This is a genomic window from Opitutus sp. ER46, from assembly GCF_003054705.1.
GTDB lineage: Bacteria > Verrucomicrobiota > Verrucomicrobiia > Opitutales > Opitutaceae > ER46.
On record NZ_QAYX01000023.1, the window covers coordinates 157449 to 170728 of the forward strand.

The 13280-nt window shown below is 69.0% G+C and carries 10 protein-coding genes; 4 read left to right on the forward strand and 6 right to left on the reverse strand.

Going from position 1 to position 13280, the window contains the following annotated elements; all coding sequences use genetic code 11:
• Positions 1 to 26: 26 nt before the first annotated feature.
• Positions 27 to 1103, reverse strand: a complete 1077-nt coding sequence (locus DB354_RS13555; protein ID WP_107836171.1) for a HAMP domain-containing sensor histidine kinase — start codon at positions 1101 to 1103, stop codon at positions 27 to 29.
• Positions 1100 to 6700, reverse strand: a complete 5601-nt coding sequence (locus tag DB354_RS13560) for a PAS domain S-box protein (protein WP_107836172.1) — start codon at positions 6698 to 6700, stop codon at positions 1100 to 1102. The genes DB354_RS13555 and DB354_RS13560 overlap by 4 nt, the downstream gene beginning before the upstream one ends.
• A 193-nt stretch (positions 6701 to 6893) precedes the next feature.
• Here DB354_RS13560 and DB354_RS13565 point away from each other — a divergent pair, with 193 nt between their 5' ends.
• Positions 6894 to 7655: a VTT domain-containing protein gene (locus DB354_RS13565; RefSeq protein WP_146180251.1), complete on the forward strand. Its 762-nt coding sequence runs from the start codon at positions 6894 to 6896 to the stop codon at positions 7653 to 7655.
• On the opposite strand, the gene DB354_RS13570 is transcribed toward DB354_RS13565, so the two are convergent.
• From DB354_RS13570 to DB354_RS13580, 3 genes are all read right to left on the reverse strand, one after another.
• On the reverse strand, positions 7549 to 8805 hold the full coding sequence (locus DB354_RS13570) for a DNA topoisomerase IB (RefSeq protein WP_107836174.1): 1257 nt from the start codon (positions 8803 to 8805) through the stop codon (positions 7549 to 7551). The genes DB354_RS13565 and DB354_RS13570 overlap by 107 nt on opposite strands.
• A gap of 61 nt (positions 8806 to 8866) precedes the next feature.
• Positions 8867 to 9823, reverse strand: a complete 957-nt coding sequence (locus DB354_RS13575) for an SDR family oxidoreductase (protein ID WP_107836175.1) — start codon at positions 9821 to 9823, stop codon at positions 8867 to 8869.
• A gap of 125 nt (positions 9824 to 9948) precedes the next feature.
• Positions 9949 to 10464: a ferritin-like domain-containing protein gene (locus DB354_RS13580; protein WP_107836176.1), complete on the reverse strand. Its 516-nt coding sequence runs from the start codon at positions 10462 to 10464 to the stop codon at positions 9949 to 9951.
• A 279-nt stretch (positions 10465 to 10743) separates the two neighbouring features.
• Between DB354_RS13580 and DB354_RS13585 the strand changes: the two genes are divergently transcribed.
• On the forward strand, positions 10744 to 10917 hold the full coding sequence (locus tag DB354_RS13585; protein ID WP_107836177.1) for a DUF1328 family protein: 174 nt from the start codon (positions 10744 to 10746) through the stop codon (positions 10915 to 10917).
• An 87-nt stretch (positions 10918 to 11004) separates the two neighbouring features.
• On the opposite strand, the gene DB354_RS13590 is transcribed toward DB354_RS13585, so the two are convergent.
• Positions 11005 to 11556, reverse strand: coding sequence for a YMGG-like glycine zipper-containing protein (locus DB354_RS13590; protein WP_107836178.1), 552 nt, complete (start codon positions 11554 to 11556; stop codon positions 11005 to 11007).
• A 148-nt stretch (positions 11557 to 11704) separates the two neighbouring features.
• Between DB354_RS13590 and DB354_RS13595 the strand changes: the two genes are divergently transcribed.
• Both DB354_RS13595 and folE2 read left to right on the forward strand, forming a co-directional pair.
• The gene (locus tag DB354_RS13595) at positions 11705 to 12211 is read left to right on the forward strand and encodes a 6-carboxytetrahydropterin synthase (RefSeq protein ID WP_107836179.1); all 507 of its coding nucleotides are present in this window, start codon (positions 11705 to 11707) and stop codon (positions 12209 to 12211) included.
• 82 nt (positions 12212 to 12293) lie between these two features.
• Positions 12294 to 13274, forward strand: coding sequence for a GTP cyclohydrolase FolE2 (gene folE2, locus DB354_RS13600; RefSeq protein ID WP_107836180.1), 981 nt, complete (start codon positions 12294 to 12296; stop codon positions 13272 to 13274).
• Positions 13275 to 13280 lie beyond the last annotated feature (6 nt).

Sequence of the window (13280 nt, forward strand, 5' to 3'; positions counted from 1 at the left end):
CCCTCTGGCGGGCGGGTGAGAGTGCCTCAACTGGAGAAGCGCGCCTGGGTTGAGGCGGGCAGTTCGAACCAGAAGCGGGAGCCCCTGCCGGGAGTGCTTTCCACGCCGACGCCCCCGCCGAGCTTTTCGGCGATGCGGCGGACGATGGAGAGCCCCAGCCCGTGGCCGGTGGCGCGCACGGTGGAAATGCGGGTGAAGGGGACGAACATCTTGGCGCAGCCGGCGGCGTCGAGGCCGGGCCCGTGGTCTTCAACCCAGTAGCGAACGCGCGTCTCGTCGGCGCTCCGCTGGCTGCCGAGGGTGATGTCGGCGTTGGGGCCGGCGTACTTGGCGGCGTTGGTGATGTAGTTGACCCAGATATGGACGACCCACGGGGCGTGCCCCACGGCGACGGGCCAACCCTCGGGCCGGTGGAGGGTGGCGGGGTGCTGCTGGAGGGTGCTCGCAGCGCGCTCGAGCGCTTCGTCGACGATGGCAGTCATGTCCAGCGTCCGAAGCGGAACGTGCTGGCGGCGGACGCCGGACAAGAGGAGCAGTTCATCGATGATGGCGCTGAGCCGCTCGGAGGCGACGGTGGCCTCGGCGAGGTGGCGGCGCAGTTCGTCGGTGTTGCCCTCGTCGAGGGTCATCTGGGCGAGGATGATCCGGCCGTTGAGGGCGCAGAGGGGATTCTTGAGATCGTGCGCGACGGTGTGGGCGAAGGCGTCGAGCTCATCGAGCAGCTCCTTTTGGTCGAGGCGGGTGGCGACGGAGTGAATGACCTCGGACTCGGTAAACGGCTTGGTGATGAAGTCGGCGGCGCCGAGTTCCATCCCCTGCCGGGTGGCGGCACGGTCGACCTTGGCGGAGATGATGATGACGGGGATGCTGCGCAGGTCAGGGTCGGCACGGAAGGTTTCAAGCAACTCGAAGCCCGTCATGCCCGGCATGGAGACGTCGGTGAGGATGAGGGCGGGGGCCTCGCATTTGGCGGCTTCGAGACCCTCGATGCCGTTGGCGGCGACGATGGGGCGGAAACCGTTGAGCTCGAGAATGTCGCTGAGCGTCTGGCGAACCGCCGCGTCGTCTTCGACGATAAGGATGGTCGCGTTGGCGTGTTTCATGATTGGGGCCGGTCGGGCGGAGTGCGGGGAAGCGTGACGTGGAAGGAGCTGCCGCGGCCGGTCTCGCTGTCGACGGAGATGGTGCCGCCGAGCAGCTCGGTCATCCGGCGGACGATATTCAAGCCGAGGCCGGTGCCGTTGATGGTGCCGACGTTGGAGCCGCGTTCGAATGGCTCGAAAATGCGGGCGCGGTCTGCCGGGGGGATGCCGATGCCATGGTCCTGGACCGTAACGGAGACGAGCGTGCCTCTGAGTTCGAGGCTGACGTGAATCGGAGCCTGGGCCGGAGAGTAGCGGACGGCGTTACTCAGGAGATTGGAAAAGATGTGGTGGAGGAGGTTGGTGTCGCTGATGAAGTCCTCGGGCGTGCCGTGGGGGCGGAAGTCGATGGGGTGGGCGTCGCGGTCGCCGAGCTTGATCTCGTCGATGACGCTCTGGAGGAAGGCGCGCAGGTCCACGGGAACGAACCGGACCTGGGTGCGGCCGGCGTCCATGCGGTTCAGCGTGAGCACGTCGTCGAGCATGTCGGTCATGCGGCGGAGCGACTGGCTGATGCGGCTGAGGAGCTCGGTGCGCTTGGCGGGGGCGAGCCGATCGAGGTGGTTGGCGAGCAGTTCGGCCGAACCCATGGCGGCCGACATCGGCGTGCGGAATTCGTGGGAGGTGACGGAGATGAACCGCGTCTTCATTTCCGAGACCTGCCGCTCCTTCTCGAGCATGGCGGCGGTCTCCTCCTCAAGGCGGCGACGGGCGGAGATGTCGCGGACGTACACGACGAAGTTGTCGCTGCCGACCGGCGCGGCGCGGAGTTCGACGAAGCACTCGCCGTCGGGCAGGGGCACGCTGGCCTCGACGCTGTGGGTGGTGCCCTCGGTGACGGCGCGGCGGCCGATCTCGACGCTGCGGGAGGCGAGGTCGTAGAGCACCCCGGAGCCGCCGCGGGTGAGGTTCGTGTCGATGGAGGCGAGGCGCTGCGCGCCCTGGGCCCGCTGCACCGTGAGAATGGTGCCGTCGGTGCGCAGACGCAGGACGAGGTCGGGATTCGCCTGGAGCAAGCCCTGGACTTCGCGGTTGCGGGCATCGAGTTCCGCCGTGCGCTGCCTGACCTGGGCTTCGAGTTCCGAGGTGAAGCGCATGAGGGTCTGACGGGCGGTCACCTGGGCGGAGATGTCCTGCAGAAGGCAGATATGGCCGAGGGCCTGGCCGTCGGCGTTGCGCTCGATCTTGCTGGAGACGAGGCCCCAGAAAGGTCGACCCTCGCGCCGCTTGCAGTGCAGTTCGCGTGGCGCGGTCGGCGGGGGAGTGTCGGGGGCGACGTCATCGCCGGCGACAAACTCGGTCCAGTGGCGACCGACCCAGGCGGCCGCGGCCTCGCCGAGGAGTTCGGCGAGGAAGGGGTTGGCGCGGGTGATGCGGCCGCCGGGCGTGGTCTCGAACATGCCGACGGCGGCGTGATCGAAGATGGCGCGGAAGCGCTCCTCGCTGCGGCGCATCTGCTCGTAGGATTCACGTTCGCCGAGGGCCAGGCCGATGGTGCGGGCCACGCTTTCGACAAACTCGTGTTCCTGGACGGTGCAGGCCTCGGTGGCGGCGTCGGGGCGGTGCATGTAGCCCACGATCACCCGCCCGGCGATCTCGCCGTTCACGGTGATGGGGGCATAGGCCTCGATGGTGCGGGCGCCCTCGGCGCCCGCCTGGGCCTTGTGCGCGCCCACCGTGATCTCGGCCTGCGCGAGGCGGGGTACGCGCATGCCGCTGGGCAGCTGACGCACGATGGTGCTGATCAGGTCCGCGACGCTGAGCTGACGTTGCTCGGTGGTGAGCGTGATCACGTGCACGGCGCGCAGGACCTTGACCAGCTCGTGCAGCTCGAACTCGACGAGCTTGCGCTCGGTGACGTCCTGCACGGTGCCCACGGCGTGGGCCAGGCGGCCGTCGGGGCCGGCCACGAGCTCCCCGCTGCACTCGACGTACTTGATGCGGCCGTCGGGGAGGAGGAGGCGGTGCCCGAAGTTGTAGCGGCCCTGGTGCTGGACCGCCTCGTTGATGGCGCGGGTAACCCGGTCGCGGTCTTCCGGATGCACCCGGTCCATGAACCGGTCGAACAAGGCGTCGGCTCCGGCGGCGGGCTCGTACTCAAAGATTCGGTACACCTCGTCGGAGAGGAGGCTCTCGCGCCGGGCCGCGTCGTATTCCCAGTTCCCGAGGTGGACGATCTGTTCGGCTTTGGCGAGACGGTCGCGGCTGCGGCGCAGTTCGTCCGAGGCGCGCTGGCGTTCGGTGATGTCGCGGCTGACGCCGAGGATGCGCGTGGGCTGGCCGTGCTCATCGGTGAGCAGGGTGGCGACGATTTCGGTCGGGATGGTGGTGCCGTCGTGGCGCAGTTGCTCGGCGTAGAGGACGCCGATGCGGGCGGCGTCGTCGCCGGCGGTGAAGTCGGCAATGCGCTGCTGGAACTCCTGGCGCAGGCGCGCGAGCGATTCCGGCGCGAAGAGCGTCTCGAGAGTGAGCTGGTTGAGCTCGTCGGGATCGAGGTCGAGGACGCGGGCGAGGGACGGGCTTTGGTAGGCGAACCGGTGGGTCGTCAGGTCGTAGAGCCAGATCACGTCTTCGGTGTTCTCGGCGACGAGACGGTACCGCTCCTGGGTTTCCTGCAGCGCGGCGGCGACGTGAATGCGCTCGGAAATATCAGCGAAGACGGTGAAACCGCGGAACGGCTTGTCCTCGCCGGGCCGGAACTCCGGCACGGCGTTGATCAGCACCCAGCGCACCTCGGCGCCGGTGGCCGGGACGACACCCACGATCGCGCCGCTCACCGGCTGGCCGGTGTGGAGGGCGGTGGCGATAGGGTGCTCCTCGCGGGGGAAGTCGGAGCCATCCTCGCGGGTGGTGCGCCAGCCCTCGGGGCGGATTCCCGGATCGACGAGTTGTTCCAGCGTGAGGCCGAGGATGCGAAGGGCGGAGGCATTGGCGGAGGTCGGGCGGCAGGTGGCGTCGTGGTACACGACCCCGAGATCCATGCTTTCGAAAAGGTTGCGGTACTGCAGCTCGCTCCGGCGCAGCTCCTCCTCGACGGCGAGGCGGGCTGCCTCGCTGTCAAGGACCTCGATGCCGAACGAAATATCGCGGGCGGCCTCCTCGAAGAGCGCGATCTCGCGCGGGCCAAAGGAGTCGATCCGGGTGTCGTAGATGGCGAGCACGCCCTGGACGGTGCCATGGGGCGCGAGCGGCAGGGCGACGGCCGAGTGGATGCCGATCTGGAGCACCTGGTCACGCCAGGGGGCGGTGGAGGGATCGGTGGCCACGTCGTTGCAGACAACGATGCGCGCTTCCCGGAAGGCGGTGCCGCAGGGGCCGCGGCCCGTGGGGAGGGCGGCGTCGGTGGAGGAGTGGAGGTTGGCGACGAGTTCGCGGGTGCCGCCGGCCACGCACTGGGGCACAATTTCTTCCAGAGTGGGATCATGCCAGCCGATCCACGCGGCCTTGAATCCGCCTTCCTCGACGAAGGCGCGGCAGACGCGGTCGAAGAGGCTCGCGCGTTCCTGCCGGTGCACGAGGGCGCTGTTTACCCGGCTCAACACCTGGTAGAGCCGATTGAGCTGCTCGATCTCGCGCTCGTGGTCCCGGCGCTGGGTGATGTCGCGGATGATGGCGAGAATCTGGGTGCGGCCCTCGATGCGGACGGGGCGCGCGCTGATCTCGACGGGGAATGTGGTGCCGTCCTTGCGGCGGTGGATGGTGGTGAACACCCGACCGGTGTCGGGCAACGTGGCGAGAGATTCGTCCACCGCGCCGGGGGCGTCGGCCACGCGCAGGTCGGCGGCGTGCCGGCCGGCTATCTCCGCCGGGGGCCAGCCGTAAACGGCGAGGCTGCGTTCGCTCGCCTCAATGATCCGCTGGGATTCGTCGAGGAGGAGGACGACATCGTTGGCGTTGCGCAGGACGAGGCCGAGCCGTTCGAGGGCGGCGCGGCGGTCGCGTTCCGCAACTTCCTGCCGGGCGCGTTGCCGGCGGAGGAACCGGCTGAGCAGGAGGCCGGCGAGGGCACACAAGCCAGTGAGGACAAGGGCGACGCGCCACCCTTCCCTGCGCACCGGGGCGAAGGCCTCGGCCCGATCGATCTTGGCGACGAGGACCCAGGCGGTGCCCTCCACCGGTCGCGCGACGCCCACGACACTCTGGCCCCGGTAGTCGATGCCGGCGGTGAGCGGAAGCCAGGACGAGAGGAGGGCTTTGACGCCGAGGAGCTGTCGTTCCGAGACCAGGCGCGAGCTGCGGAGCGCAGAATCGACTTCGAACCGCAGTTCGTTGAGGGCGAGCAACTGGTCGCCGTCGCGGCGGAGGAGCAGGGATTCGGCGCTGACGTTGGGCAGCGGCCAGGACTTGATCAGCGGGAAGAGGTGGGTGCGGGCGTCGACGCGCAGACGGAGAACCGCCTGGGGTTGGTTGTTCTCCGGATCGCGGATGGGGGCCCAGAACTCGATCCAGATCCCGCGATTGCGGTCGCGGTACAAATCGCGCACGAGGGCGTCGTTGGCCTGCTGGGTGGCCCGGGCCCAAGGGGCGGGGTCGCCCTCGAGGGCGGCGGCGGGCGGCGACGAATAGAGCGGGCGACCGGTGACGTCGTACAGCGTGGCCGAGTGGTAGCCGTAGCTCCGGCGAAACTGTTCAAAGTAGGTCGTCCAGCGCTGCCGGTCGATCTGCGAACCCTGGCCGGAGAGGAGGGCGGGGACTTCATCCGCGAGATACGGCGCCTGCATGAGCAGCGCGGCGTCGGCGATGCGCTCGTGGCGCCAGGCGGCGAGCTGGCCGGCCTGCAGGTCCGCGAGGGAGGACAGTGTTGCCTCGATGGTGGTGGAGACCTGGCGGTAGTGGAGGCGCAGGTACGCGTAACTGCCGAAGGCCACGCCGCCGCCGGCGAGCAGCGTGGCCCAGAGCAGCCAGGCCTGTGGGCGCCATTCGGAGCTGCCGGCGTGGGCGGCGGAGTGCGGCAGGCGCTGCATGCCGATGCTGAGAGCGGTCGCGGCACAAAGCGCCATCAGGACGCTGCCGATCCAGAACGGAATCAGGACTGTGCCGTCCATGGAAAGGAGCGGCAGGCCCGAGGCGCCGGTGAGCGCGATGACGCCCCCGGCGCCGAAGAGCATGAGGCTGCCGAGAAGGCAAGTGCTGTGCCAGCGGGGCCGCGGCAGCAACCGGCAGGCGAGTTGGAGCAGCGCCACGAGGGCGATGCCGCCGGCGATGCCAGCGGAGAGGTTGGGAATCCAGCGGGGAGACGAAATCTGCAGGAGGTCAGCCAATGCGAAACCGGCGTTGAGGAGCCCGATGCCCGCGATCACCGCGCTGACGACCCGTTGCCAGACGGGAGGGAGGCGCGTCTGCTGCGCGGCGAGCGCCAGGCCGAGCAGGCACAAGGCGGCCGCGGCGCCCTGCTCGCGCGCGGGAATCTCGTTGAGGCTCGGTACCGGTGCGCCGGTAAAGTGGCGGACGAGATAGAGCCCGGCAGTGACGGCTGCGCCCAAGGCAATGGCGGCGGCACCAAGACGTTCGTCTCGCGTGGGCCCGGGGTCGTGAACGGCGGGGAAAAGCTCGCTCATCAGGCGCGGTTTAGGAGAGCGACCATACCGGGGCGCTCGGCCGATACAGCATCAATCTCCAACCAAATCATGGGAGAGGAGCGGTTGGGGGCGAGGTTGGCCTGTTTCAGGCTGCCAGACGGATCGACTCCGTATCGCGGAGAGAACTGCGCGGGTGGCGGCGCAAAGGACGCCGGGCGTGGTCCATGCGGGCATGGCACAAACGGAGTCAGGTTCGGCGGCGGGCGCGGGTGATTCGCAAGCCGGGCAGCCGGCGCGACCTGCGCATCACGCGCTGCTTTTCGCGACCCGGCGCGTGCGGCCGCGGACGTGGTGGTTGGCGGCGGGCGTGGGGGCGGTGCTGGTGAGTGCGATCGTGGCGACGCTGGTGTTTTCGGGATTTGAGTGGAGCCGCGTGATTCGCGCGGTGGAGGCGCTGCGGCCGGGGCCGCTGCTCGTGGCCATGATGGTGCTGCCGCTGGTCGGCTTTCCGATCGTGCCGGTGTACCTGGTGGCGGGCGCGCGTTTTGGCGCCTGGGGCGGAGGTCTGGTGGTCGCGCTCGTGACCGCCGCGCATCTGCTGGGAAGTTTCGTCATCGCCCGGACGGTACTGCGGGGTCCGCTCGAGCGGCGGCTGGTCCGGTGGCAGGCCCATCTGCCGCAGATCCCGCGCGATGAGGAAGCGGCGGTGGCGGTGATCGCCGTGCTGGTGCCCGGGCTCCCGTATGTGGTCCGCAACTACCTGCTGGCGATGGCGGGGATCCGGTTCGCGGTTTTCTTCTGGGTCTGCCTCCCCATCCATGTGATCCGTTCCTATGTCTCAATCCTGGTCGGCGACATGGGGGCTGACCCCGATGGGCGGCGCCTGGTCATGCTCGTCGCGATCGAGGGGCTGCAGATCGTGATCTGCGGCGTGGTCCTGTGGTGGCTCCGCGGGCATCACCGCCGCGTGCACCCCGCGGGCGCCGGCGGCTGACGATGGCGGGGCGGGGTGAACGCGCGGCCGCGCTGAGGGAGGCGCGCAGCGCCTGGCCGAGCGAAGGCGCGGGCGGCTGGCGCAACCGGTGGCGGAGAAAGCGGAGGACGGTGCGTTCTTCCGGACTCAGGCGGGGGCCCTGCTCCTGGAGCAGGGCGTCGGCGCCGGCGCGGAGCTGGCCGACGGTTTCTCCCGCGAGATAGCTGCTGAGGATGACGGGATGAATGTAGCACTTGCGGCAGACGGTGGGGGTGTTGCCGAGCCGCTGGGCGACGCGAGTGATCGCCTGGGTGACGTTGCGCTTCGCTTCCCTTTTGGTGGCGGACGGCGCGAGCCCCGCGAGCGCGACGGCGGCGAGTACGGTCCCGGCCCAGGTGCGAAAATCCTTCGCCGAAAACTCCGCGCCGGCGATCTCCCGCAGGTAGCCATTCACGTCCTCCGAGTGGATTGTCTGCTGCTGCCCGTTTGCGTCGACGTATTGAAACAGCTCCTGTCCCGGCAGGTCCTGGGCGCGGCGGACGATGCGGGCGAGGTGCGGGTCGCGCAGCTCGATGTCGTGATGCTGGCCGCTCTTGCCCTTGAAGGCGAAGCGCAGCGTGCCACGACGGACGCGAACGTGCCGGTCGCGCATCGTGGTGAGGCCGACGGAGCCGTTGGTCCGCGCGTACTCCTCATTGCCTACGCGCACGAGGGTCGTCTCGAGGAGGCGGACGATGGTCGCGAGAATCTTGTCCCGGCCGAGGCCCGGACGGCGGAGGTCGCGGGCGACCCGCTGGCGGATGCGGGGCAGCGCCTGGCCGAAGGTGAGCGTACGCTCGTACTTGTTCTCGTCGCGTACCGCGCGCCAGTCGGGGTGGTAGCGGTACTGCTTGCGGCCACGCGCGTCGCGGCCCGTGGCCTGCAGGTGCCCGTCGGGGCGCGGGCAGATCCACACCTCCTGCCACGCCGGGGGAATGGCGAGCCGGCGGATGCGGTTGAGTGTCTCCGGATCCTGGATGCGCCGGCCCTCATCGTGCCGGAACTGGAAGCGCCCGGGCGCGCCGACGCGGCGGATCCCCGGCGCCGCGTCGGAGACATAGCGGAGCCCCGCGGCGCGAGCGTCCTGGAGGGCGTCGGGAGGCGGGGAGGCGCGGAGGGAGGCGGGGCGCATGCAGCGGGAGGGCGCGGCGGCGCGCGCGCGTGGGCCGGCGCCGGAGCGGCGGTCGCGGGCCTCAGCCGCCGGTGGTCTCACCGCCCATCACCTGGAGTACGATGCCGGTGATGTACGATGAGTCGGCGTCGGAGGCCAGGAAGACGTAGGCGGGGGCGAGCTCCTCGGGCTGGGCGGGCCGGCCCAGGGGAGATTGCGAGCCGAACTTGGAGACCTTCTGCGGCGAAGCGCCGGGATCGGAAGGATTGAGCGGCGTCCACACCGGACCGGGGGCGATGGCGTTCACCCGGATCCCGCGCGGGATGAGATCGAGCGCGAGCGTCTTGGTGAAGGCGTTGATGGCGCCCTTGGTCGAAGAGTAGTCCGGCAGCTTGTTCGAGCCCATGATTCCGGTTTCGGAGCTGGTCGCGATGATCGACGCCCCGGGCTTCAGGTGGGGCAGGGCGGCCTTGGTGAGGCGGAAGTAGGCGTAGATGTTGGTCTTGAAGGTGCGGTCAAACTCCTCGTCGGTGACGTCCTCCAGTCGCTCCTTGCGCGACTGGTGGGCGGCGTTGGACACGAGGAGGTCGAGGCGGCCGAATTCCTTCACGGTCCGTGCGACGATCTGGGTGCAGACCGCGCCGCGGGTGAGGTCGCCGGGGAGGAGCAGACAGCGGCGTCCGAGAGCCTCGATGGCACGCTGCACCTCCTGGGCGTCGGACTGTTCTTCCGGCAGGTAGTTGATGGCGACATCGGCGCCCTCGCGGGCGTAGAGGAAGGCGACGGCGCGGCCGATGCCGGAGTCGCCGCTGGTGATGAGGGCGACGCGGCCCTCGAGTTTGCCCGCGGCGCGATAGCGGGTCGCTTCCCAGCGGGGGCGCGGCTTGAGCTCGGACTCCAGGCCGGGCTGGGGCTGATGCTGCTCCGGAAACGGACCCTTGGGTTCGTCCTGCATGAGCGGCTTGCGGCGGGAAACGGGGGCAGACCGGTTGGGTTTGCTGCGGCGGCGCGGAGGCGCGGAAGGAGTGCGGGTGCTCATGGGCGGGGGAGATGGTTGAGCGGGGCGGACGGAAGCGGGACCACGGAGCGAAGGACGCGCGAACCTCACTCCGGGCGGGAGTGAGGTCGCGGAGTGTTGCGCCGGATGCGGCGCCAACGAGGCACTCAGTCCTCTTCCGCTTCGTCGTCGGACGAGGACGCTTCCTCGTTGATCTGCGAGGCGAGGGCGGTGAGCCGCTTGTCGGTCTCGCCCTCCTCATCGAGGGTTTCCTGGAGCAGATTGGCGACCTTGGTCTCGCCGAGCGTTTCCGCGAAGGAGCGGGCCGTGCCGTAGGCGGCGATCTCGTAGTGCTCCACGCGCTGCGCGGCGCCGATGAGGTTGGCGTCGCGGATGGCGTCGGGCGCCTCGGTCTCGATCGCCTCGGAGCCCTCTTCGACCAGGCCCTTCATCGCGTGGCAGGTTTTGCCCTTGGCCTTTTCGCCGAGAATCTTGAAGCAGCGGTCGAGGCGGTCGACGTGGCCGCGGGTCTCCTCGAGGTGTTGTTCGAAGCCCTCGCGGAGCTCTTCGTTGGAGGCCGCCTTGGCGAGTTTGGGCAGCGCTTTGACCAGTTGGGACTCGGCGTTGTGGAGATCACGGAGTTCGTCGACGAGGAGGTCGCGGAGATTTTTCAGTGCAGGCATGTTCGTGGAATTAGAGGTTGAGGATTGCGTGCCGGCGGCGCCCAGCGCGGCGTCGGCTGGTGCACGGTACCGCGAGGCTGCGGATGGTTCCCGCGGCGCGCGGGCCGGCGGCGCGGAGGACGCGTGCGGTTGCCAGGAGATGGAGTGGGCAACTCCCCGCCCGGCGTGGAGAATCTCCGGCGCGCGATGCGGGCCACGGCCTGACGAACGCGGGCGTTGCAGGGCGGGTCCGTGTGCGCGGGCCCAGTGCCCGCAACCAACCCTCAACCCACTCGAATCATGCTTAGATGGAGTCTCCTGTTCCTGATCGTAGCCGTGATCGCCGGCGTGTTCGGCTTCGGCGGTGTCGCCGGCACCGCGGCGGATATCGCCCGCATCCTGTTCTTCGTGTTTCTCGTGCTGCTCGTGATCTCGGCGATCGTGGGCGCATTTCGCGGCCGCCCGCCGGTCTGAGTGCCGCGGTCTGGCTAAAACAAAAGTGTCACGCCGTCTTAGGCGTGACACTTTTTTGCGTTGGTGGGGCGGGAGGGGGCTATCCGCTCACTGCCAGCGGCTCGGCACCCAGACGTAGCCGTTGCCCTGGGGCTCCCAGTGGCCGGTGACGAACGTGCGCGCGCCAGACGGGGGCGTCTCCCAATGCCCCGGCACCCACTGGTAGTTGCGACCGTCGCCGGCGTATTCGTAGTGGCCGCGAACCCAGACGGCGTTGGGCGTCGGCTGCGGCGTCGGGACGTCCTGGGGTTCCGCGGTGGGCGTGGGCGGCGGCTGGGTGACGACGGCGCCCGTGCCGTATTGGTTCTGGCCATACTGGCCTCCCTGGGTGGTGGGCGGGATGATCTGCGTTTCGGTGCCCTGCTGCTGGTCGCGGTGCCGGCCGTAGGCCCCGCCGGCGAGGCCGCCGGCGGCGGCGCCGATGGCGGCCCCGGCGAGCTTGTTGTTTCCGTCGCCGACATTGTTGCCGATGATGGCGCCGCCGAGCGCACCGATGGCAGCGCCGGCCGCGGCGCCGCGTTCCGTGTTGGGACCCGTGCTGGCGCAGCCCGCGGCGAGGGCCGAAAGGGCGAGAGAGAGCGTGAGGTGTTTCGCGTTCATGGTGCCGCATAGTCGCGGGGTCCGGGTGACGGTTCCCGCCCGGGACCGGCGTGGCTGGGCCAGGGAGGCGCATATCGATGCGCCGGGTGCAATCCGGTGGGGTGGCGGCGGTTGACCGACCGGGGTTTTGTGCTACTGCTGACCCCTCATGCCGGCCATCTCACCACGCGGAAAGAAACCCGACGCATCACCTCGCCGGGGAGGGCGGTCCGCGCCGGTGCGCGCGCTGGGTGGAACGGTTTACGTCACGCGCCAGGTGCATTTCAACTCGGCGCACCGGCTCGAAAACCCGACGAAGAGCCTGCGTTGGAACCAGGCTCAATATGGGGCTTGTACCCGCCCCCACTGGCACGGGCACAACTACGTGCTCGAAGTAACAGTGGCCGGCACCCCGGATCCGGAGACCGGCTACGTGTTGGACCTGGGCATGTTGAAGGAGATTCTCAACCGGGCGATCGTGGAGCCCTGCGATCATCGCAACCTCAACACCGACGTGCCATTCCTGCGCGGCGTGATCCCGACGACCGAAAACCTCGTGATCGCGTTCTGGCAGCGGATTGAGCCGCTCCTGCCATGCGGCCGGCTGCACCGGGTGCGGCTCTACGAGACGCCGCGCAACTTCGCCGAGTACAACGGCCCGGACGCGCCGCTGTGACGACCTTTCAGCCAGCTAATCCCGCCGTGTCGGGACTACGGTTATCGTATCCAACCGCCTGGCCCCTGCATCAAAAACGAACATGAGCAAAGCCAAACCAATGTACCTCCACCGCTCGGCGAGCGGCACTGCGCCCCGGATTGCGCGTCGTTATGACGCGGCCTTCCGCGTGACGCCGCAGTACCGCGCCTCGCTTCCCGACATGATGGAAGCGGAGCATGACGCCATTCAGGGGGCCCACGTCCCGATTCAGCAGGTCGGGGTGCATAATTTTCGGCTGCCGCTGAAGTTCCGGACCAAGCAGAAGGAGATCGTCACGCTGGAGGCCAGCGTCACGGGGACCGTCTCGCTGGAGGCGGACCTCAAGGGCATCAACATGAGCCGCATCGTCCGCTCGTTCTACGAGCACAAGGACGCGGTGTTCACCGGCGAGTGGATGGGCCGCATCCTGCGCGCCTACCTGCGCAACGTGGCGACCAAGGATGCGCGGCTGCGGGTAAAATTTTCGTATCCGATGCTGCAGCGCAGCCTGCGAAGCGGACTCGAGGGCTACCAGTTCTACGACGTGGCTTGGGAAGGGGTGATGACGCGCGGCGGCGACTACCGCCGGTTCATCCACTTCGACTTCGTGTATTCCTCGGCCTGCCCCTGCTCGGCGGAGCTGTCGGAACATGCGCGCGACACGCGGGGCATGTACACGGTGCCGCATTCGCAGCGCAGCAAGGCGCGCGTGACGGTGGAGGAGGCGCCGGGGAAGAAGATCTGGATCGAGGACATCCAGGCGCTGTGCGCGCGCGGACTGCAAACGGAGACGCAGGTGATGGTGAAGCGCGAGGACGAGCAGGCGTTTGCCGAGCTGAATGGCGCGCATCTCAAGTTCGTCGAGGATGCGGCGCGGCTGCTGTACCGGGAGTTTGACGCCGACCCGCGCATCCGGGACTTCCGGATCGCGTGCTCGCACCTCGAATCGCTGCACTCGCACGACGCCGTGAGCGTGATCTGCAAGGGCGTGAAGGGCGGCTTCAATGCCGACTTCATGGACTTTGGGTCGCTCGTCTGCTGACGCGTG

Bases quoted from the DNA above. Each gene is read 5' to 3' on its own strand.
- DB354_RS13570 (WP_107836174.1), bottom strand. From the start codon at position 8,805: ATGCGCCCCGCCTCCCTCCGCGCCTCCCCGCCTCCCGACGCCCTCCAG.
- folE2 (WP_107836180.1), top strand. From the start codon at position 12,294: ATGAGCAAAGCCAAACCAATGTACCTCCACCGCTCGGCGAGCGGCACT.
- DB354_RS13555 (WP_107836171.1), bottom strand. From the start codon at position 1,103: ATGAAACACGCCAACGCGACCATCCTTATCGTCGAAGACGACGCGGCG.
- DB354_RS13585 (WP_107836177.1), top strand. From the start codon at position 10,744: ATGCTTAGATGGAGTCTCCTGTTCCTGATCGTAGCCGTGATCGCCGGC.
- DB354_RS13575 (WP_107836175.1), bottom strand. From the start codon at position 9,823: ATGAGCACCCGCACTCCTTCCGCGCCTCCGCGCCGCCGCAGCAAACCC.
- DB354_RS13560 (WP_107836172.1), bottom strand. From the start codon at position 6,700: ATGAGCGAGCTTTTCCCCGCCGTTCACGACCCCGGGCCCACGCGAGAC.
- DB354_RS13580 (WP_107836176.1), bottom strand. From the start codon at position 10,464: ATGCCTGCACTGAAAAATCTCCGCGACCTCCTCGTCGACGAACTCCGT.
- DB354_RS13595 (WP_107836179.1), top strand. From the start codon at position 11,705: ATGCCGGCCATCTCACCACGCGGAAAGAAACCCGACGCATCACCTCGC.
- DB354_RS13590 (WP_107836178.1), bottom strand. From the start codon at position 11,556: ATGAACGCGAAACACCTCACGCTCTCTCTCGCCCTTTCGGCCCTCGCC.
- DB354_RS13565 (WP_146180251.1), top strand. From the start codon at position 6,894: ATGGCACAAACGGAGTCAGGTTCGGCGGCGGGCGCGGGTGATTCGCAA.